The organism is Herbidospora sakaeratensis (assembly GCF_001570525.1).
Lineage (GTDB): Bacteria > Actinomycetota > Actinomycetes > Streptosporangiales > Streptosporangiaceae > Herbidospora > Herbidospora sakaeratensis.
The window spans coordinates 23,595-44,129 of sequence record NZ_BBXC01000015.1 but is presented as its reverse complement, the minus strand read 5'-3'; the positions used below and the strand labels follow the sequence as shown (position 1 = coordinate 44,129).

Below are 20,535 nucleotides of genomic sequence, written 5' to 3'. Positions count from 1 at the left end.
GACCTACCTCCGCACGCCGTCGAGCATCTTGAACCGGTGCAGGAGCCACAACAGCGGATCCTCCACCCGATAGGGGCGGATGCCGCCGGGGCCGACCTCGGCCTCCCCGGGCGCCTCGCCGAGCGACGACAACGCGAAGAACGCGAAGTCGGCGTAGTTCTGCCGCAGGTAGCGGTCGAGCGCCCCGGCCTGCCAGCCCTCCAGCAGCGCCCGGACCTGCTCGTGCACGCCCTCGTGGTCGTCGAGGTCGAAGGCCCCCGACGGGACGCGCGACCGGTGCAGCGCCGAGCCGGTCTCCCGCCGCAGGGCGTCGGCCTTGCTGAGCGCCACCGCCACGGGGATCTTCAATGGCCCATCTGCGGTACGCAGCAGCTCCGTCACCCGGGCGATCACGTTCACCGGGTCGCTGTCCGGGTCGTCCGACGGCTTCCGCAGCGAGTCGGGGTCGACCAGGAACACCACGGCGTCGGAGGCCCGCAGGTAGCGCAGGTGCCGTTCGGTCACCTCGCGGCTGCGCAGGTCCTCGCCCGCCGTGTCGAACAGCACCAGCGTCAGGGCGGCCCGGCGGCTGCGGAACCGGCCCTTCACGGTCCGGGTGAGCAGGTAGACGAGGGGGTCGCGCAGGGTGTCGGTCACCGCCGACTGGGTGGCCCGCAGCAGCCGGTGCTCCCCGAACAGGGGGCGGGCGAAGTCGCGGCGGTAACGTTCGATCGTCCGGTCGTCGCACGGCACCAGCGACGCGTCGAGCTCCGCGCCCACCCGGTTCATCAGCTCGTGCAGCAGCACCGCGATGTAGGTGCTCTTGCCCGAGCCCTTCGCCCCGACGAGGGCGACGATCCGGCCGGGGTTGGCGCAGTACTCGGCGGCCAGCCCGCTGTGGCACTCGGGGCAGACCCGCCGCCCGGTGTCGCGTCCGCACGCGGGGCAGTCGGCCCGGCGGCCCGGCCGCCGCACCTGGAACGCCGGCGGCAACGACGGGGGAGTGCCACCCCGCAACCTCCCGAGGAGCTCGTCGGCCACCGGGTCGCAACCGCCGGCGCACCGGAACGCGATCTGGTCGTCGGCCACCCGGGCGAAGCAGTAGGGACAGGTGATCATGAGCCCACCTTGAGCCGCCGCACCGGCGGGCCGATCAGCTCGACGCCGTCTCCAGCGAAGCACTTCAGCCAGTACGGCTTCGCCCGCCGGGGCACGGCCGTCTCGAACCGGGCGGGCGTGCGCACCCCGGTCCACTCGGCCAGCACGGCGCCCTGGTCCTCCGACAGCGGCTCCACCCGTCCCGGCCGCAGCACCAGCACCAGCCGGGCCAGCGTGACCGGCCGCTCGGCGTCGACCTCGACGACCAGCCGCCGCCGCCAGAACGGCCCCGTCCGGGAGAGGTCGTACCGCACGGGCGTGACCGCCTCCAGTGACCGCGACAGGCCCGGCCCGCGCAGCCGCACCCCGCCCACCACCGCCGTCGGCACCACCTCGACGGTGACGGCCGCGTCTTCGGGGACGTCCAGCCGGATCCCGCCCTGCGCCCGGTAGGACGCCGCGCTGACCAGCGTCGCCGTCCCGTTCACCACCACCTCGACCTCGGGCACGTCGGCCGGCCAGTCGAGCCCGACGTGCACGGCCCGGCCGAGGCGCTCGGCGGTGAGCGAGCGCGGCGGGGTCAGGTTGACGTGCTCCCGGGTGCCGCCGATCGTGGCCAGGTCGCCCGCCACGGTGAGCGCCAGCAGCACCCCCGACGCCGCCTTGACCAGGTGTCCGTCGGGCGCGGGCAACACAGCCAGGGCGCGGCCGGTGGCGCGGGCCTCGGCGAGCGAGACCGTCGTGCCGTAGGGCCACGGGGGAGCGGTCTCCAGCAGCCGGAACTCCACGTGACCGGCGGGCGGCGGCGCGCAGCGCAGCAGCACCTGCCCGTCGGGCGCGGGTTCGACGGTGAACTCCCCGACCGGCACGGGCCGGGCGTGCGGGGTGGCGCGGGCCCGGACGCCCGGCGTCGTCACGCCACCCGAATAGACCGCTTTGACCAGGTAGACGTAGCCGGTGCCGTTGCGCACCCTCCGGTCGGCGAAGCCGTCGCCGTCGATCTCGATCGGCGTGCCGTCGCGGGTCACCACGACCCCGGCCGCCCCGGCGGGCCGCGTCCAGCCGCCGGTGACCAGGCCGTCGCCGGCCCGCACCCGCACGTCGGCGGCCTCGGGCCGCACCGTGACGGGCGGCGCGGCGGCGGCGCGGGCGGCGGCCGAACCCCGGCGGGCCACCACGGCGTAGACGACCGGTTCGTCGATCGGCGGGGGGGGGGCGGTCACGCGGAAGGGCTCGCCGCCGTCGAGGGGAAGGCCATTTCTCAGGATTTCGTACGATATTTCGCCCGCCTTCGACCCCGACGGCCGCCACGTCACGACCACCGACGCGTCGTCGGCCGTGGCCGTCACGTCCTCGGCGGGCAGCGGGGCCAGCCGCTTCTGGAGGTCGGCCGCCCCCGGGAGGTCGGGCACCCGGCGGAGCGCGTCGGCCAGCGCCAGCCACGCCTCGTCGGAGTCGCGGCTGGCCAGCGCCCGGTCGCGGAGCGCCTCGGCGGCGGCCAGCCGGGCGCGGATCTCGGCGGCCAGCTCGGCGGCGGGCCCGTCGAGGTCGGTCAGGGTCGCGGCCAGGTCGGCGGCGGCGTGGATCTCCCCGGCGTCGGCCAGCTCCCGCAGCCGCGCCGACGGCCCGCCCGCGACGCCGGTCTCCTGCCGGACCGCGAACACCAGCCGCCGCGCCTCGCCCGATTCGAGCCCCAGGTCGTCGACGGCGTAGCGGAGCAGGGTGTCGTCGTAGGGGTGCTCGCGCACCCGTTCGCGCAACCGGGTCACCAGGTCGTGGCGGATCAGCGCCGCCGGGTCGGACTTCAGCGCGGTCAGCAGCGTGTCGGCCGCCGTCGTCCACGGGCCCCGGGTCCGCCGCCGCCAGTCGGCCTCGACCGCCGCGAGCGGCAGGCTCACAGGCCGCAGCACCCGATAGGGCCCGGCGTCGCCGAGCACGAAGGCGGCCAGGTGGCGCACCCCCAGCGTGTCGAGCGCGTCGCGGACCCGGTCGTAGGCGGCGTAGGGCGGGACGGTCGCCAGCGCCTCGGGCTCCTGGACGACGACGCCCAGCTCCCGCGCCAGCGGCCGCAGGTCGCAGCCGGTCGAGCGGGCGATGCCGTCGGCCACCTCGGGGGTGACCATCCGCAACCGCCCGGCCGCGTCGTCGAGCCGCCGCCGCGCCTCCTCGCGCCGGGCGCGGTCGCGTTCCCCGGCCTCGGCCAGCGCGCCCCGCAGCGGCCCGAGGTCGCCGCCCGCCGCCGCGTCGAAGATCGGGGCCAGCCGGGCGTGGTCGGCTTCGAGCCGGTCGACGAGCCGCCGGAACTTCAGCTGGCCGCGCTGCCGCCGCCAGCACTGCCGCACGGCCTTGACGGTGTCGCCGACGTCGGCCAGGTCGTGGCCCAGGGCGTACCGGACCAGCAGGTCGTCGGGCGGGGCGCCCGCCGCGCGGGCCGGATCGAGCACCTCCCGCACGTAGCGGGCCTCGTCGAAGGGCATCGCGGGGTCAGCTGACCGTCAGGTGCGACAGGCTCGCCCGCGACTCGGCGACGTCCTCCTCCGTCATGCCGCCGATCTGCACGTTCAGGTCGAGCTGCTGGCCGGTCTCGTGCTCGCGCGCGGTCACGTGGAGCAGCCCGGAGGTGTCGAGGGTGAACGTCACCTCGATCGGGAACCCGGCCGGTTTCCCCGGCGGGATGGCCAGGTCGCCCTCGGCGATGCGGTTGTTGTCCTCGACCGCCTCCGACGCCTCGGCCCCGGCCTGCTCCATCACCTCGATGGCGACCCGGGTCTGGTAGTCGTCGAGGGTCGCGAAGCCCTCGGTCACGTCGGCGGGCAGCGGGTCGTTGGCCTGGACGAGATGGGCGACGTACTCGCGGCGGGTGTTCACCGAGACGGCCTTGATGCCGAAGGCCCGCGAGGCGACCGTCTTGATCGTGCGCCCGGCGATGCGCTGCCGCTCGCCCGAGCTGAGGCCCGCGCGGGCGGCCATCTCCTCGGCCTGTTCGCGGGCTCCGCCCGCCAGCAGTCTCCGGTACGTCTCCTCGAAGGCGTAGAGGGCCGCGCCCTTGGCCACCGCGAGGTCGGGGTCCTGCAGGCGGGGCTGCACGCCGAGCTCCTTGGCCAGCGTCTCGGCCACGGCCGGCATCTTCGACGAGCCGCCCACCAGCACCAGGTGGTCGAACGACTCGACCCCCTTCGACCGGGCGGTCGACAGGGTCCGGCGGGTGATCTCGACCGTGCGGTCGAGCAGGTCGCGGGTGAGCCGCTCGAAGTCCTCTCGCGACACCTCGGCCTTGGCCACCCGGCCGTCGTGCATCACCCGGACGGTGTGCCTGGTGCGCGAGGTGAGCGACTTCTTCAGCTCCTCGGCGTCGCGGCGTAACTGCTGCTCGGTCTGCTTGTCGTCGAGCGGGTCGGTGACGTCGGGGTGCTCCAGCCGGAAGCGTTCGGCCAGCAGCTCGACCAGGCGGTCGTCCCAGTCGGCGCCGCCGAGCTCGTGGTCGCCGTCGGTGCAGACGACCTCGATGTCGCCGCCGGTCAGCGTGATGACCGTGGTGTCGAAGGTGCCGCCGCCCAGGTCGTACACGAGGATCCGGCAGTCTTCGCCCGGGTTGAGCACGCCGTAGGTGATCGCGGCGGCGATCGGCTCGGAGATGATGTCGATGACGTTGAGCCCGGCGACCTGCCCCGCCTTGCGGGTCGCGTCGCGCTCGGCCGCGCCGAAGTAGGCCGGGACGGTGATCACGACGTCCTCGACGCGGGAGCCGGTGGCCATCTCGGCGTCGGCGGCCAGCTTGCGCAGCACGAAGGCCGAGATCTCCTCGGGCGTGTACGGCCGCCCGTGCATGGTCCGGGTGACGTCGAGCCCCATGTCGCGCTTGATCCGGCTGACCACCAGGTCGGGTTCCAGGACCGCGCTGTCCTTGGCGGTCTGGCCGACCACGACGTTCTCGGGCGTCTCGAAGAACACCACCGAGGGGGTCGTGTCGGCGTCCTCGGCGTTGCGGTGGACCGTCGGCCGGCTGACGTCGTCGACGCTCGCGATGCAGGAATAGGTGGTGCCCAGGTCGATGCCGTGCACGGCCATCAGTCGATCTCCTCTTTTCCTATGACGACCCCCGCCTTGCGCAGCACCCGTTCCCCGGAGCGGAACCCCTCGCTGACCACGCCCACGACCGTGTTCGGCGGGCCCTCGGCGGTGCCGGCCGGCCGGTGGAGCGCGGGGTCGTAGGCGTCGCCCTCGGCCACCTCGATCCGGTCGGCGCCGGTCCGGGCCAGCACCTCGGCGACCTCCTCGGCGATGGCCTCCAGCAGGGCGCGCGAATGGCCCGGCTCCTGCCGGGCGGCCTCGCGGGTGACCGTGTCGTGGAGCCGGTAGAGGCCGTTGCGCACCGGGGCGAGCGCCTCCTGGAGCAGGCCGTGGCGCAGTTCCTGGTTCTCGGCGTGCAGCCGGTCGATGATCTGCTCGCGGTGGGCCGCGCGTTCGTGCTCCCGCCCGACCTCCTCCGTGAGCCGCGCCAGGGTCGCCGCGAGATCGGAGGTCAGGTCGTGCTCAGGAAGCATGCGAATCCCGTCAGTGATCCGGAAAGCCTGGCGCCAGCCACAGTTTCAGGAAATTTCCCGCCGCGCGCAACAGAAATGGCTATTGCCGTATATCGGTGAGGCGCTCGACCAGAACCCGCACACATCGCGGATCGAACGCGAGGGTGTAGTGGTTGCAGTCGGGCACCACCTCGTCGCGCAGGTGCGGGAGCTCCGCGCGCCAGGCTTCCGCGAGGGGGTCGGGGAGCAGGCCCACCTCCTGGTTCAGCAGTCCGCGCGGGGCTCTGACCAGCGACAACGGGTGGCTGATGGCGTGCAGGGCGGCGCCGATCTCGGCGGTCTCCGACAACAACCAGCGGCCGTCGGCGCGCACCGCCTCCTCGACCGCCCGCGACCTGACCCCGCCCTCGACGGGGAGCACGTCGTAACGGACATAGCGGTCGACCGCCGGAGACCAGTCCTGCAAGGCAGGGTGTTGTTGAAAAAAGGCGACATAAGAATCTTCATCGGGAAATATCTGACTAAGTCGCGAGAGGGCGGGGCCGAGCGTCGCCTCCAGCGTCTGGTCGACGTCCCGGCCGGGCGGCAGGGGGAGCGGCAGCCCGCCGTCGACCAGCACCGTCTTCGCGTAGGTCCGCCGGGCGGCGTGCAGCACCGCCACGTAGGCGCCCATCGAGTGGCCGGTCAGCACCGTCGTCTCGTCGGCGCCCAGATGTTCGGCGACGCGCTCGACGTCGTCGGCGTGGGCCCGCAACCCGAACGGGCCCGGCACGTCGCGGCTGTGGCCCCGGCCGCGCAGGTCCATCGCGGCCAGCGTCCAGCCGTCGGGGAGGGCCTCGCCGACGGCCGCCCAGGCCATCAGGGAGGCGGTGATGCCGTGCACGGCGATGATCAGGCGGGGGCCGTCGCCGAACCGCGCCAGGCGCAGCTCGCCGCCGGGCACGGGGACGTTCTCTACGTACATCCCGCCATCCTGTCCCACGAACGGGCCTGTTTATGCTCGGGGGGTGAGTGCGCGCGTGACCGTGATCGAGCACGAGGCGGAAGCCGGTCTGGGCTACTTCGCCGGGTGGCTTGGTGACGTGGTGGTCCACCGGCCCTACCTGGGCGACGCCCTGCCCGACGACCCCGGAGACGGCCTGCTGGTCCTCGGCGGCGCGGCGTCGGCCTGGGAGGACGACGACTACCCGTGGTTGCCCGCGACCCGGGCGCTGCTGCGCGCCGCGGTCGACCACGAGGTGCCGACCCTCGGCATCTGCCTGGGGGCCCAGCTCATGACGCTCGCGTGCGGCGGCCAGGTCACGCGCGGCACGAACGGGCTCGAAGTCGGGCTCGGCCAGATCGTGCCGGTGGCGGACGATCCGCTCTTCGCGCACCTGACCGGCCCGGTCCCGGCGATCCAGTACCACCAGGACGCGATGACGGTCCTTCCGGACGGAGCGGTCCTGATCGCCACGGGCACCCAGTATCCGCACCAGGCGTTCCGTATCGGGCAGAACGCCTGGGGGGTGCAATTCCACCCGGAGGCCACTCCGGCCATTTTCGCGCAATGGTCGACGGAATTGACAACACACCCGGCCGAGGAGTTGAACGAGCAGGTCGGCGCGGCCGAAGCTGGTCTGGTGGCCTCGTGGAGGCCGCTGGCCGAGGCGTTCGCGGCGGTCGTCGCGGAAAACGCGCGTAGTGGCTCGATTACGGTCCGAAACCACTAACGACGACGCACAAGCCGTGGGGTTACCGTGTGCGAAAGTTTGCGACACGGCCATGAAACTGAGAAACGCGGGGTAACGGGTAAGTGGTCGTGTCGCGAGGATTCCTCCTGGAAAAGGAAGACCATTGCGCATTGACGTCGCGGACATCGAGGCGGAGGAAGGACCGGTGAACGCCGCGTTCCGGATGCAGACCACCGCCGGGCGCCTGGCCCGCCTCGGATTCGCCGATGGCGCCAGGGCCGAACGGCTGCTGGACGCGCTCGGGCCCGAGGCCGTCGCCGACTTCGACCTCCTCGACGATCTGGTCTCCGCCGCCGACCCCGACCTGGCCCTGATCTCGTTGAGCCGCCTGGTCGAACGCGACCCGAGCGTGCTGGGCGCGCTGCGCGCCGACCCCGGCCTGCGCCGCCGCCTGTTGCGGGTGCTCGGCCTCAGCGCCGCCCTCGGCGACCACGTGGTCCGCCACCCCGAACACGTCACCGGCCCCGACCCCGAAGAGCCGCTCAGCCACCGCGAGGAACTGCTGTTCGCCGTCGGCGCCGACCCGTCGGAGCCCGAGCCGGTCGCCTCGGGCGAGCACGCCCTCGACGCCCTGCGCGCCTCCTACCGGGGCCGCCTGCTCCACCTGGCCGGGCTCGACGTCACCGGCGTGCTGACCCTGGCCGAGATCGCCGCCGAGTTGTCCGACCTGGCCGCCGCCGCCCTCGACGCCGCCCTTGCCATCGCCCGCGCCGAGACGCCCGGCTGGGAACAGGCCCGCCTGGCCGTCATCGGCATGGGCAAGTGCGGCGCCCGCGAGCTCAACTACATCTCCGACGTCGACGTCGTCTTCGTGGCCGAGCCGAAGGAGGGCGTCGACGAGGCGCTCGCCCTGAAGGCGGCCACCAAGCTGGCCCAGGCCATGATGCGGGCCTGCACGACCAGCACCCCCGAGGGGTCGCTCTGGGAGGTCGACGCCGGGCTGCGCCCCGAGGGCAAGATGGGCCCGCTGGTCCGCACCCTCGACAGCCACCTCACCTACTACCGCCGCTGGGCCAAGACCTGGGAGTTCCAGGCCCTGCTCAAGGCGCGGCCGGTCGCCGGCGACCTGGAACTCGGCGCCGAGTACGTCGAGTCCGTCAACGACCTGGTGTGGGAGGCCGCCGCCCGCGAGAACTTCGTCGAGGACGTGCAGGCCATGCGGCGGCGGGTCGAGGCCCACGTACGGGTCTCGGAGGCCGAGCGGCAGATCAAGCTCGGGCCGGGCGGGCTGCGCGACATCGAGTTCGCGGTGCAGCTGCTCCAGCTCGTGCACGGCCGCACCGACCCGCTGCTGCGCCGCAAGGCCACCCTGCCCGCGCTGGCCGCCCTGTCGCGCGGCGGCTACGTCGGCCGCGACGACGCCAAGGCGCTGGCCGAGGCCTACTCGTTCCTGCGCCACGTCGAGCACCTGCTCCAGCTCCACCGGCTGCGGCGCACCCACGTCGTCCCGTCCGACAGCGCCGACCTGCGGCGGATCGGCCGCGGCTTGGGCATGGTGACCGACCCGGTCGGCGAGTTCACCACCACCTGGAAGCGCCACGCGCTCGAAGTGCGGCGGCTGCACGAGAAGCTCTTCTACCGGCCGCTGCTGCAGGCCGCCGCGCGGCTGCCGTCGGAGGAGGCCCGCCTGTCGACCTCGGCCGCCCACGTGCGGCTGGAGGCGCTCGGCTACGCCGACCCGTCCGGGGCGATGCGCCACATCAGCGCGCTGACCAGCGGCGTCTCCCGGCGCGCGGCGATCCAGCGCACGCTGCTGCCGGTCATGCTCGGCTGGTTCGCCGACGCCCCCGACCCCGACGCGGGCCTGCTCGGCTTCCGCCAGATCAGCGACAAGCTCGGCGCCACCCCGTGGTACCTGCGGCTGCTCCGCGACGAGACGGCCGTGGCCGAACGCCTGGCCCGGCTGCTCGGCACCTCCCGCTACGTCACGACGCTGCTCCAGCACGCCCCCGACGCGGTGGCCATGCTCGGCTCGCCCGCCGACCTGGCCGTACGTCCCGTCGAGGCCCTGCACGCCGAGGCCAACGCGGCCGTGGCCCGCTACGGCCAGGACGCCGAGTCGTCGGTGGCGGCGGTCCGCGCGCTGCGCCGCCGGGAGTTGTTCCGGGTGGCCTGCGCCGACCTCGGCGGCCACCTCGACATCGAGGGCGTCGGCCAGGCGTTGTCGGAGCTCAACGACGCCACGATCGAGGGCGCGCTCAACGCGGCCGTCCGCAAGGTGACCGAGGAGCGCCGGGGCGAGTTCCCGACCCGCATGGCGGTCATCGCGATGGGGCGGCTGGGGGGCTTCGAGTGCTCGTACAGCAGCGACGCCGACGTCATGTTCGTGCACGCCCCGCTCCCGGGCGCGGAGGAGAAGGACGCCACCGACGCGGCCCACGCGGTCGCCGAGGAACTGCGCCGCCTGCTGATCCTCCCGACGCCCGAACCGCCGCTGGCCGTCGACGCGGGCCTGCGTCCCGAAGGCCGCCAGGGCCCGCTGGTCCGCACCATCTCCTCCTACCGCGCCTACTACGAACGCTGGTCGTCGCCGTGGGAGGCCCAGGCGCTTTTGCGGGCCCGCTTCTGCGCCGGCGACTTCGACCTCGGCACCGAGTTCACGGCTCTGATCGACCCGCTGCGTTACCGCGAGGAGGGCCTGGCCCCCGACGCCCTGCTGCAGATCCGCAAGCTCAAGGCCCGCATGGAGGCCGAACGCCTCCCGCGCGGCGCCGACCCGACGCTCCACACGAAACTGGGCCGGGGCGGCCTGTCCGACGTGGAGTGGGTGGCCCAGCTCCTCCAGCTCCGCCACGCCGGGACCGTGCCCGCCCTGCGCACCACCCGCACGCTCGACACCCTGCGTTCGGCGGTCGGCGAGGGCCTGCTGGACGCCTCCGACGAGCAGACTCTCGCCGACGCCTGGCGCTTCGCCTCGCGCGTCCGCGACGCGATCATGCTGGTCAAGGGCCGGTCGGCCGACTCGATCCCGGGCGTGGTACGCGAACGCGCCCTGGTGTCGCGGGCCCTGGGCTACCCGCCCGACGGCTCGGAGGACTTCATCGACGACTACCGCCGCACCACCCGGCGGGCGCGGGCCGTGGTGGAACGGGTCTTCTACGAAGACTGATCACCCGAACCGGTCGAACGGATACCGCGTGCGCAGGGCGACCAGCGCGGCGACGACCAGCAGCACGACCAGCACCGCGGCGGCGCCCCACCAGAACGGCGTCCCGGCCTGAACGGCGGCCGAGCCGCTCGCGCACGCGAGCGGCGTGCCGTCGCCTGTCCGGGCGACGCACGCCACCACCGTCAGCGGCCGCGTGCCCGGCTCCCGCCCCACCTCGACGGTGACCGTGAACCGGGCGTCCGCGCGGGCGGGGATCCGGCTCGTCCAGCGCACCCCGTCGGAGACGAGGACCAGACCCGGCGCCAGGGTGTAACTGACGTCGAGGGCCGGAGTGGCGTCGGTCCCGAGGTTGCGCACGGTCGTGGTGTACGTGAGCCGATCACCGGGCCGGACCGTTTCGCGGCCGGCCTCGACGGCGATGGAGAGTTCGTCCGAGTACGTCATTGATTCCCCCGAATCGCCGCCGCGAGTTCGTCCGGATGAACGGCGACCAAGGATAGGGCCAGGTGAATCCGCAGGTCCCGCGTTCGGCTCTGGCAGGGGATCGCATCTCACGGGTGGCCTTACTGCACGAAGTGTGATCACCCGGTTGCGGCGGTGCCCGCAGGGGTGTATCACGGTCCAGTGGTGTCGTACTACGTGGATCTGGCCATCGGCCTGATACTGGCGTTCCTGCTCTTATCCCTGCTGGTCAGCGGGTTGAACGAGGGCATCGTCCGATTACTCGGCATCCGGAGCAAGTTCCTCTGGGCCTACCTGCGCGACACCCTCGACGGCGGTGAGCAGATCCAGCGGGTGAACGGGCTCGTCCGCTGGCTCGACCGCCGCCTGCGCGGGGTCACCATGCTGGGCCGCCGCTTCCGGAGCACCCTCGCCGACCTCCTCCCGCCCGTCCGCAGCTCCACCCGGTCACGCCTGCCGGCGACCGTCCTGGGCGTCTTCGTCAAACTCCCCTTCGGCAAGGACCCCCGCCCCAAGTTCAGCCCCAGCCCCGCGCCCGTCGACATCGCCCCCGCCACCCCCGAGCAGGCCCCCGCCCACCACCAGGGCGAACCCTTCACCGACCTGCTCCACGAGCGGCTCCAGGAGATCGACGAGGCCCGCCAGGGCAAGACCTCGATCGCCGAGATCCCCCCGTCCCGCTTCAGCGTCGCCCTCCTGGAGATCGCCAGCGAACGCGGCGGCGTCGACGCCCTGCTGGCCGAACTGAAGCGCCTCGACTCCCCGCTCTACCGCCCCCTGGCCGGCCTGTGGGCCAAGGCCGGCGTCGACCTGGAGACCTTCCGCAAGGGCGTGGAGGAGTGGTTCGACGGCGAGATGGAACGCCTGACCGTGCTCTACCGCCGCTACGTGCGGGTGGCGGTCGGCATGTTGTCGCTGCTGGTGACCCTGCTGTTCAGCATGGACTCCCTGGAGTACGGCAAGACCCTGCTCAACGACAGCGCCTACCGCTCGGCCATCGCCGCCTTCGCCGAACAGGGCGAAGAGGCCCTGGCCCCGATCAAGGACCAGTGCGCCCCGGGAGCCGACACCTACGAGTGCGTGACCGAGGTGCTCAGCACCCCGGCCTTCGTCAAGATCTTCACCCACGCCCCGGTCAGCGTCGAGATCCCCGGCACGGGCACCCCCGTGTGGAAGTGGGGCGGCGGCGACTGGTGGGACCGCCTGAAGAGCCCGAGCCACTGGCCGGGCTTCCTGCTGACCCTGGTGGCGCTGTTGTTCGGCTCGTCGTTCTGGTGGGACATGCTCCGCAGGATCACCGGCCTGAAGTCGAAGACCCAGGTCACACCGTCGTGAGCAGCCACTGAAAGGCTTCTTCGGTACGGCAGATGATCGCGTGACCATGGGAGATCTCGACCGCGCCGAGATGCCGTCGGCGCGGGAAGGCCCGCAGGTTGGAGTTGTGGAAGTAGCTCTCCGAGACGCCGAGCATCGAGTTCGAGGCCAGCGTGCCGAGATCAGTCCACGGCGGGACCACCACGACGATCGACTCCGATGGAAGCTTGGTGCGATCGAGATAGACCACCTGCGCCCGATCGGTGTCGACCAGCTCCAGCATCTTCTTGGTGGCGTGCGAGGGCAGGAAGCCCGCTTCCGCGGCCGAAGCGGCCAAACGCTCTTCGAGGGGTGACTGCCAGGCGACGGTGTCGTCGAGCGGCTCCGGGAACATCCGGAACGCGGTCGAGCCGCCGGCCAGCAGTTCGTCCAGCGCCTTGGTCACGAGGTCGGCGTGCCCGGCCAGCATGTCCGGAGTCAGCGACGGCCGCCGGGCGTAGTTCGACGCGGCCACCGGTCTCAGCAGCCGGTCGGCGCCCGGGAGCTCCGAGAGGCCGTCGACCAGCCGGTCGAGCCGTTCGGCCGGGATCCGTCGCATCCACTCGAAGTTCACCGACAACACCGAGCGCTCTGTGCCGGTGTAGATGCTCCACACGGGCACGTCGGCGCCCTCGATCCGGAACGACGCCGTCACGGAGGGCAGGACCGCCGTCCCGAAGGAGAACCCGCGGAAGGCCGGGTGGGTCTCGGCGTGCCGGTAGACCGCCAGCAGTGACTCCCGGAGCCGGAGCGGCGCGTGCTCGTCGAGCGCCGCCAGCAGGTCGCCCTCCTCCCACCGGGTCCGCTCCGGTGTGATCTCGGCGGGCTCGGCGGCGACCTTCAGGGGTCCGCCCAGGACCGCGAGGATCGCGGTTCCCATGGTCAGCAGCCAGTCGATCGCGTCTTCGGCCTCGTCCGCGGTGAGCGGGGTACGGCCCGTGTCCGGCGCCGCTCTCCGGTCGGCGCTGTGCGCGATGCGGTTGCGCCGGTCGACGATCTCGCGCAGGCGCTGCCGCACCTGGTCGGCGGAGGTGCGGGCGCCCGAAGCGGTCATCTCCCCGGCCACCTCCACCCAGAGGTTGCCGTCGATGACATGCCCGAGCCCTTCCTTGATGGCCTCGGGCCGCTGGAAGGTCGTCCGGGAGAAGTGCCGGCGCCAGTGGCCGGCCAGCGTGGTCTCCAGGGGGGTGACGCCCTGATGGATGTTCTCGAAGACGTCCATGGGGATCTCCAGCCGCAGGAAACGGGCCGGTCGGGGGAGCTCCGGATCGAGGGCCAGGGCCACCGCCCGCTCGACGATCTCCCGGTTGATCCAGTGGTCGAGCCCCGCCACCGCCTGCGACCACGCCGCCCGGTAGAGATCCTCGACGTCGCCGATCGAGCCCGCTCCCAGCGCAGAGAGAGCCCGCCCGGTGGGGATCAGGCTGCGGGCGTGGGCGAGGTTGTCCGCGAATTCCTCGAACGCGGTCAGGGGCGTGGCGGGCGGCATCGGGCACTCCGTCTTCGAATGATCACGACGGGCCCGACCCTAAGGGTACGGGCCCGTCGATACCCGTCATTCGGCGTAGCGGACACCCTTATCTGGATTTGTCGTCGGTCAAGAGGGTGCGGTCCAGGACCGAGATCGCCCAGTCGGCCCACCGTTCCACGCCCCACCCCCGCTCGACCATCAGCGCGTGGATCGCCGGGGTGCTGAACAGTGCCCAGATCACGTCGGCCGCCTCGGCCACCGGCACGCGCAGGCCCGGTTCCAGCGACTCGGCGATCTTCGTCATGTCGGCCAGGCGGCGTTGCTCGTAGGTCTGGTACGCCGCCCCGATCTCCGCGTCGCCGCCCGCCGCCACGTGGAAGGCGTGCATCAGGGGCAGGGCCTGCGGCATGCCCTCGACCACCAGGTCGCGGAAGCGGCGCAGGGCCACTCGCGCGTCGGGTGACTCCAGGACCTCGCGCAGCGGGGCGCGTTCGATCACCGGGACGGGGGCGTCGTCGCCGACGAGGGTGCGGTCGACGGCGGCGAGCAGCAGGGACGCCTTGCCGCCCTGGCCGTAGACCGTCTCGACCGACACGCCGGCGCGGGCGGCGACGTCTTTCATGGTCGTCGCGGCGTAGCCCTTCTCGATGAAACACGCGGTGGCGGCTTCGATCACGGCGGCGTGGGTGCGCCGGGCCTGTTCTTCGCGCAGGGGCGAGCGGTAGCGCCTTGACGCGTCGGGGTTTTTAGCTACAGTCATCATGTATCCAATCAAGTTCGACTGGTTCGAATACTGTAGCAAAGGAGACGTGATGGCGGCCACGACGACCGAACCGCCCCAGGTGCTGCGTCCGGAGGGGAGCGTGTCGCGGGTCATCGCGGCCGATCCGGTGCACCTCTACGACTGGGTGGCCGACGTCACCCGTACACCCGAATGGAGCCCCGAGACCCGCCGGTGCGACTGGCTCGGCGACGAGCGCGGCGTGGGGGCGCGGTTCACCGGCCTGAACGTGTACGGCTTATGGCGCTGGACCCGCGAGTGCGAGGTGGTCGCCGCCGACCACGGGCGGGCGTTCGCCTTCCGCACCGTGCCGGCCGGGAAGATCACCGACTCGACCGTCTGGAGCTACCGCTTCGAGCCCGTCGAGGGCGGCACCCGGGTCACCCACGGCTACGAGATGGTGCGGCGGCTGACGCGCGGTCAGCAGCGCGCGGCGGCCTGGATGATGCCCCGCCACCGCGACCGCCGCCCCGACATGGCCCGCTCGCTCGACCGCATGGCCGACCTGGCCGAAGGCCGCGCGAACGCCCGCCAGCCCCTCTTGGGCCAGGCCCACACCGCCGAGGGCCCGATCCCGCTCGGCAGCATGTACGTGATGCACCACGCCTTCCGGCGAGACCTGCGCGACCTGTCCCGTGCGGTGCCCGCCACCCCGCTCACCGACCACGAGGCGTGGGCCGCCCTCGCCCGCCGCTGGACGGCCTTCGCCGCCACCCTGCACCACCACCACACCATCGAGGACACCGCGATCTGGCCCCGCGTCCGGGCCCGCGCCGACGTGGCGGCGACCATGGCCGCGATGGAGGCCGAGCACGACCTGATCGACCCGCTGCTCGCCACGTGTGCCGAGGGTTTCCACGGGATGACCCTGATCCCCGACGCCCGCACCCGCGACACCCTGACCGCCGACGTCGCCCGCTTCCGCGACCTGCTCGAAGAGCATCTCGCCCACGAGGAGACCGAGGCGCTGCCGCTCATCCAGCGGCACCTCTCACTGGCCGCCTGGCAGGACAGCGAGAAGGCCGCCCAGGCGGAGTTCAAGCTCGCCGACCTCGGCTTCACGCTGCCGTGGACGGCGCTGGAGGTGCCCCCTGACACGTTCCGCGCGGCCCTCGCCGACGCCGGGCCGATGTTGCGGCTCCTCCTGGCGCTGACCCGCGGCCGGTTCCTGCGCGAACACCGCGCCGCCTTCAGGTGGGCGTCGTGACGCGCCTGCTGAGCGGCCTCGCAGCCGCCGCGATCGCCCTCGGCGGGTTCACCGCCCCGGCCGCCGCGGCCCCCTCGGGCTGCACGGGCCGATACGACCACCGCGCCTACATCGTGCAATGCACCACGGGCGGACGGCGCCTATCGGGCCTGGATCACCTGCATGTCGGTCGGCGGCCCCGGCGGCATGATCTGGCGCTCCACGACGTACGGCCCGTGGGTCGCGCCCGGCCCCGGCACGAGCTCGGCGGCGTCGTGCGGGGGCACGCCGCTCACGGCCGGAACTCAGTTCGGCTGACCGAGCGCGTCGGCGTACACCTCCACCAGCAGGTCGCGGAACGACCGGTAGCGCACGGCTCCCGGGTGCCAGGTGGCGAGGTCCCACGCCTCCCACTCGCCGTCGGGGGTGACGATCTCGGGGTTGAGCAGGATGACCTGCCCGTCGTCCCAGTCGGAGACGTGCAGCGTGGCGGGCAGGTAGCCGGGCCGGAAGTGGAGTGTGCAGTCCTGCTCCGGCCCGTAGGTGAAGTAGTCGTCGTCGGAGACGGGCGGGTCGTCGTCGTCGCCCCAGCCCTCGGCGAGGTCGGGGTCGACGTCGCGCGTCCAGCCGACCTCGGCCGGCCGCCGCAGCGGCGGGCAGAGCGCGGTCTGCGGATCCCAGCCGTCGGCGGCCGCGAGGAACTCCCGGTAACTCGGCGGCAGGCGCACCCCCAGCCGCTCCTCGTGCGCACGCACCACGTCTTCGCCGATGCCTGGCCGGCGGGCGGCGGCCCGGAGGAGATCGTCCCAAATGGTCATGTGAGGGACCCTAGTGATCGTGACCGACACGAACGACGCCTCATGGGACCGCCTGGCCGGACTGGTGGAGTGGCTCGACCGGTCGAGCCCCGACGGACCGGAACGCCCGCTGCTGCGCGTACTCAAGATCACCGAAGAGGCGGGCGAGGCCGCCGAGGCGGTGATCGGCCTGCTGGGCCACAACCCCCGCAAGGGCCGCACCCACACCCGCCAGGACGTCGTCGACGAACTCTGCGACGTCGCCGTCACCGCGCTCATCGCCCTCGCCTCCTTCAGCGACGACCCCCGCCGCGACTACCAGGCCCACGTGGCCAGGGTCGCCGAACGGGCCGGGGTGACGATCCGTCCGCGCCCGCCGAGGTTCCCCGTCTCCGTCAAGGGCGTCGTCGTCCGCGACGACCGCGTCCTGCTGCTCCGCAACGAACGGGACGAATGGGAGCTCCCCGGCGGCCGGCTCGAACTCGGCGAGGACCCGGCCGCCTGCCTGGCCCGGGAGATCGCCGAGGAGACCGGCTGGGCGGCCGAGGTCGGCCCGATCCTCGACTCGTGGCAGTACCACATCTTCCCGGGCGCCGACGTCGTGATCGTCACCTACGGCGTCAGGGTCGCCGCCGCGGGACCGCCGGTCCTCAGCCACGAACACCGGGAGATCGGCCTGTTCACCGAAGGCGAGGTCGCCGCCCTGCGCATGCCGGAGAACTACAAACGCTCGATCGCCGCCTGGTTCGCGTGCAAAGCCGAAAGGCCGCCGGGTTCGTGAGACGCGACGATCAGACCTGGCTAACCTCTGGCCTGGCGCCATTCGTCGAGAGCCGCCTTGGCCCGGCCGGCTTCTTGAGGGAATCGTCGTGCTTTCGCGAGCATCCACAGCGTGCCCTGCAACATTCGGGCCCGTAGTAGCGGACGGAGACTCGGATCGTCCGGATCCACGCCATACCGTTGCACGGCCTGGCGTCCGTCGAGCCGTCCCGAGCGAAGGAGACATGCCAGGTCCCAGCCTGCCGGTCCTGAGCACGTCTCCTCGAAGTCGATCCAGAGCAGTCCCTCGGGCGCGGCGAGCAGGTTTCCAGGGTGCGCATCGCCGTGAACGGCCTGAACGGGACCAGGCTGACCGGACAATTCGACGGTCAGCAGACCGAGATCGTCGCGCAACTCCGCGAGCGCACCTCGATCAACGCCAGGGGGCGCGTCCAGCATGTCGAGTAGGCGGGTGGTCTCCTCCAGCGCCGGACCGAGATAGAGCAACTCTCCCGGATACTCACGGAGAGTGTGGTGGAGATCAGCCAACGCCCCGCCCACGTCGGCAGGCTCCAGCCGCCGGTCACCGTCGTGCTCCACGTAAGTCCAGAAAGAGACCGCATACCCGTCTTGTTCGAAGGGCCCCGGAGGCATCAGGTCGCTCACCGGAACGACCGGCGCCCCCTTTTCGGCCAGGAAGGAGACGACGGCGACCTCACGCGCCAGTGCTTCCAGCGGGCGAGGCCGCCCAAGCGTCGTGACCGTGGGGATCCGGGCCACGATCGGCGCCGGTCGAAGATGCACGCGGATGTTGAACGAGTCCTTCAGCACAACCGGATCGGTGACGTGCACGCCATGGCGTCCGGCAATCGAGACAGCGGCGGCGATCGGCGTGAAGGGGTTCACGACGACATTCTGTCCCGGTGCGCAGCGGACTCGACGCAAGCCGCGCCTTGCGCAGGTAGGCCCCGGGAAGCTTGAACGCGCAATACGAAAAGCCCGCAGCAAGGTACAGGACCTTCCCACGGGCTTCCGCTCCTGATCGCCTCAGGCGATCGACGCGGTTTCACCGCTCGGCCGGAACCGAAGCAGAGCCGGCACGGCGCCGCGCGATGACCAGGCGGGTCACCGCGCGGCCACCGGTCACACGTCGTAGTAGAGCTCGAACTCGTGCGGGTGCGGGCGCAGCCGGATCGGGTCGATCTCGTTCTCGCGCTTGTACGCGATCCACGTCTCGATCAGGTCGGGGGTGAACACGCCACCCTCGAGCAGGTAGTCGTGGTCGGCCTCGAGAGCGTCGAGCACCTCGGGCAGCGACCCCGGCACCTGCGGCACCGAACGCGCCTCCTCCGGGGGAAGCTCGTAGAGGTCCTTGTCGACCGGCTCCGGCGGCTCGATCTTGTTGCGGATGCCGTCGATGCCGGCCATCAGCATGGCCGCGAACGCGAAGTAGGGGTTGCACGACGGGTCGGGCACCCGGAACTCGATGCGCTTGGCCTTCGGGTTCGAGCCGGTGATCGGGATGCGGACGCAGGCCGACCGGTTGCGCTGCGAGTAGACCAGGTTGACCGGCGCCTCGTAGCCCGGCACCAGGCGGTGGTAGGAGTTCACCGTCGGGTTGGTGAAGGCCAGCAGCGACGGCGCGTGCTTCAGGAGGCCGCCGATGTAGTAACGCGCGATGTCGGAGAGGCCCGCGTAGCCGACCTCGTCGTAGAACAGCGGCTCGCCGTCCTTCCACAACGACTGGTGGCAGTGCATGCCCGAGCCGTTGTCGCCGAAGATGGGCTTCGGCATGAAGGTGACCGTGTGGCCGAACTCCAGGGCCGTGCTCTTGATGATGTACTTGTAGAGCATCAGCTTGTCGGCGGTCTTGAGCAGCGTGCCGAACCGGAAGTCGATCTCGGCCTGGCCGGCGGTGCCGACCTCGTGGTGCTGCATCTCGGTCTCGATGCCCGAGTCGATCAGCCGGCGCACCATCTCCGACCGCAGGTCGGTGAAGTGGTCCATCGGCGGGACCGGGAAGTAGCCGCCCTTGTAGCGCGGCTTGTAGCCCAGGTTGCCGCCCTCGGTCGCGGTGCCGGTGTTCCAGGCGCCCTCGATCGAGTCGATGTAGTAGAACGACGAGTGCTGGTTGGTCTGGAAGCGCACGTCGTCGAAGATGTAGAACTCGGCCTCGGGGCCGAAGTAGACCGTGTCGGCGATGCCGGTGCCCTTGAGGTACTCCTCGGCCTTGCGGGCGACGTTGCGCGGGTCGCGGCTGTAGGCCTCGCCGGTCAGCGGGTCGTGCACGAAGAAGTTGATGTTGAGCGTCTTGTGCTGGCGGAACGGGTCGAGCACGGCCGTCGAGGGGTCGGGCAGCAGCAGCATGTCCGACTCGTGGATGGCCTGGAAACCTCGGATGGACGACCCGTCGAACATGAGGCCGTCGGAGAAGACGTTCGGGCCGAAGTTCTCGACGGGGAAAGTGAAGTGGTGAGTCGTCCCCGGCAGGTCGGTGAACCTGACGTCAACGAACTGCACGCCTTCGTCCCGGATGTACGACAGGACGTCGTCGGCGGAGTTAAACACTCTCGAACCTCCCAGGGGCACTGGCTTAGCAGACTGAAAGTAGGACTGTGCCGTTTCCGTCCCATGTCTCGTTTGTTTCACACGTGTTAATGGGAAGCACGCTGTCGAAACCTGACCGCAGGGTGTAACTACCGGCGTCGCCGCAGGTCATCGTTACGACCGAATAAGGCGGCCATTACGCTGGAGCCATGAGCAAAGAGCCCCGCTGGACGCAGACCTGGTTGAGCGGCACGCCCGCTGTTCAAGACTATCCGGGACAGCGGCTGGGCCTGCCTGAGCAGGGTAAAGGTTCGATTGCCCGGTTCGTCAGGCGCCTGGGCGCGCTCCTCATCGACTGGCTCATCTGCGCCTGGGCGATCAGCCAGGGCCTGCTCCGGCTGACCGGCACCGACGCCGCCCTCGTCACCATCGGCATTCTCGCGCTCGAATACATTCTGCTCGTCGGCACGATGGGTATGACCTTCGGCATGCGCCTGGTCAACATCCGGGTCGCCACCCTCGACGGCAGCCAGCCGTCGCCGAAGGCCGTGCTGATCCGCACCGTCCTGCTCATCCTGGCCGTCCCGGCGCTGATCTTCGACAAGGACCAGCGCGGTCTCCACGACCGCTTCGCCGGCACCGTCGTGCTCAAAGACAAATAGTCTCCGTTACGGCGCCGCCCACCCCGGCCCCGACCGCCGAACCGGCAGGCCGCCGCATCCGGCGCCACCCGGCCG

18 protein-coding genes are annotated in these 20,535 nt (G+C 71.7%); 6 read left to right on the top strand and 12 right to left on the bottom strand.

Features of this window, described 5'->3' with window-relative positions; all coding sequences use genetic code 11:
* Positions 1–3: 3 nt before the first annotated feature.
* The 5 genes from AW271_RS24420 to AW271_RS24400 all read right to left on the bottom strand — a co-directional run bounded on the left by AW271_RS24420 (position 4) and on the right by AW271_RS24400 (position 6,564).
* Positions 4–1,098: a TRAFAC clade GTPase domain-containing protein gene (locus AW271_RS24420; protein ID WP_062339927.1), complete on the bottom strand. Its 1,095-nt coding sequence runs from the start codon at positions 1,096–1,098 to the stop codon at positions 4–6.
* Positions 1,095–3,554, bottom strand: coding sequence for a hypothetical protein (locus AW271_RS24415; RefSeq protein WP_062339926.1), 2,460 nt, complete (start codon positions 3,552–3,554; stop codon positions 1,095–1,097). The genes AW271_RS24420 and AW271_RS24415 overlap by 4 nt, the downstream gene beginning before the upstream one ends.
* A 7-nt stretch (positions 3,555–3,561) precedes the next feature.
* The gene (locus AW271_RS24410; protein ID WP_062339925.1) at positions 3,562–5,145 is read right to left on the bottom strand and encodes an Hsp70 family protein; all 1,584 of its coding nucleotides are present in this window, start codon (positions 5,143–5,145) and stop codon (positions 3,562–3,564) included.
* Positions 5,145–5,621 carry a nucleotide exchange factor GrpE gene (locus tag AW271_RS24405; protein WP_062339924.1) on the bottom strand — a complete coding sequence of 159 codons (477 nt, stop codon included), beginning with the start codon at positions 5,619–5,621 and terminating at the stop codon, positions 5,145–5,147. The genes AW271_RS24410 and AW271_RS24405 overlap by 1 nt, the downstream gene beginning before the upstream one ends.
* A 79-nt stretch (positions 5,622–5,700) precedes the next feature.
* Positions 5,701–6,564 (bottom strand): alpha/beta hydrolase, encoded by an 864-nt coding sequence (locus tag AW271_RS24400; protein ID WP_062339923.1) that lies wholly within the window; start codon positions 6,562–6,564, stop codon positions 5,701–5,703.
* Positions 6,565–6,607: 43 nt separating this feature from the next.
* Here AW271_RS24400 and AW271_RS24395 point away from each other — a divergent pair, with 43 nt between their 5' ends.
* Both AW271_RS24395 and AW271_RS24390 read left to right on the top strand, forming a co-directional pair.
* Positions 6,608–7,312 (top strand): type 1 glutamine amidotransferase, encoded by a 705-nt coding sequence (locus AW271_RS24395; RefSeq protein WP_062339922.1) that lies wholly within the window; start codon positions 6,608–6,610, stop codon positions 7,310–7,312.
* Positions 7,313–7,496: 184 nt separating this feature from the next.
* Positions 7,497–10,442, top strand: a complete 2,946-nt coding sequence (locus AW271_RS24390; protein ID WP_062340159.1) for a bifunctional [glutamine synthetase] adenylyltransferase/[glutamine synthetase]-adenylyl-L-tyrosine phosphorylase — start codon at positions 7,497–7,499, stop codon at positions 10,440–10,442.
* Here AW271_RS24390 and AW271_RS24385 read toward each other — a convergent pair whose 3' ends face one another.
* Positions 10,443–10,886, bottom strand: coding sequence for a DUF11 domain-containing protein (locus AW271_RS24385; protein ID WP_062339921.1), 444 nt, complete (start codon positions 10,884–10,886; stop codon positions 10,443–10,445). It lies immediately after the preceding gene.
* A gap of 183 nt (positions 10,887–11,069) precedes the next feature.
* Between AW271_RS24385 and AW271_RS24380 the strand changes: the two genes are divergently transcribed.
* On the top strand, positions 11,070–12,239 hold the full coding sequence (locus tag AW271_RS24380; RefSeq protein ID WP_245653179.1) for a hypothetical protein: 1,170 nt from the start codon (positions 11,070–11,072) through the stop codon (positions 12,237–12,239).
* Here AW271_RS24380 and AW271_RS24375 read toward each other — a convergent pair.
* Both AW271_RS24375 and AW271_RS24370 read right to left on the bottom strand, forming a co-directional pair.
* Positions 12,226–13,746, bottom strand: a complete 1,521-nt coding sequence (locus AW271_RS24375) for a hypothetical protein (RefSeq protein ID WP_062339919.1) — start codon at positions 13,744–13,746, stop codon at positions 12,226–12,228. The two genes, AW271_RS24380 and AW271_RS24375, sit on opposite strands and share 14 nt — an antisense overlap.
* A gap of 88 nt (positions 13,747–13,834) precedes the next feature.
* Positions 13,835–14,488, bottom strand: coding sequence for a TetR/AcrR family transcriptional regulator (locus AW271_RS24370; RefSeq protein ID WP_169806398.1), 654 nt, complete (start codon positions 14,486–14,488; stop codon positions 13,835–13,837).
* 52 nt (positions 14,489–14,540) lie between these two features.
* Between AW271_RS24370 and AW271_RS38910 the strand changes: the two genes are divergently transcribed.
* Positions 14,541–15,716, top strand: coding sequence for a hemerythrin domain-containing protein (locus tag AW271_RS38910; protein WP_062339917.1), 1,176 nt, complete (start codon positions 14,541–14,543; stop codon positions 15,714–15,716).
* A gap of 140 nt (positions 15,717–15,856) precedes the next feature.
* On the opposite strand, the gene AW271_RS42925 is transcribed toward AW271_RS38910, so the two are convergent.
* Positions 15,857–15,991 (bottom strand): hypothetical protein, encoded by a 135-nt coding sequence (locus AW271_RS42925; RefSeq protein WP_275935780.1) that lies wholly within the window; start codon positions 15,989–15,991, stop codon positions 15,857–15,859.
* Positions 15,992–16,000: 9 nt separating this feature from the next.
* A complete protein-coding gene (locus AW271_RS24360) occupies positions 16,001–16,513 on the bottom strand; it encodes an SMI1/KNR4 family protein (RefSeq protein ID WP_062339916.1) in 513 nt (170 codons plus the stop codon).
* A 19-nt stretch (positions 16,514–16,532) separates the two neighbouring features.
* Here AW271_RS24360 and AW271_RS42485 point away from each other — a divergent pair, with 19 nt between their 5' ends.
* Positions 16,533–17,273, top strand: coding sequence for an NUDIX domain-containing protein (locus tag AW271_RS42485; RefSeq protein ID WP_245653178.1), 741 nt, complete (start codon positions 16,533–16,535; stop codon positions 17,271–17,273).
* 20 nt (positions 17,274–17,293) lie between these two features.
* Here AW271_RS42485 and AW271_RS24350 read toward each other — a convergent pair whose 3' ends face one another.
* Both AW271_RS24350 and glnA read right to left on the bottom strand, forming a co-directional pair.
* Complete coding sequence (locus AW271_RS24350) at positions 17,294–18,157, bottom strand: aminoglycoside phosphotransferase family protein (RefSeq protein WP_062339915.1); 864 nt, start codon at positions 18,155–18,157, stop codon at positions 17,294–17,296.
* A 237-nt stretch (positions 18,158–18,394) separates the two neighbouring features.
* Positions 18,395–19,819 (bottom strand): type I glutamate--ammonia ligase, encoded by a 1,425-nt coding sequence (gene glnA / locus AW271_RS24345; protein ID WP_030450515.1) that lies wholly within the window; start codon positions 19,817–19,819, stop codon positions 18,395–18,397.
* Positions 19,820–20,007: 188 nt separating this feature from the next.
* Here glnA and AW271_RS24340 point away from each other — a divergent pair, with 188 nt between their 5' ends.
* Positions 20,008–20,460 carry an RDD family protein gene (locus AW271_RS24340; protein WP_062339914.1) on the top strand — a complete coding sequence of 151 codons (453 nt, stop codon included), beginning with the start codon at positions 20,008–20,010 and terminating at the stop codon, positions 20,458–20,460.
* Positions 20,461–20,535 lie beyond the last annotated feature (75 nt).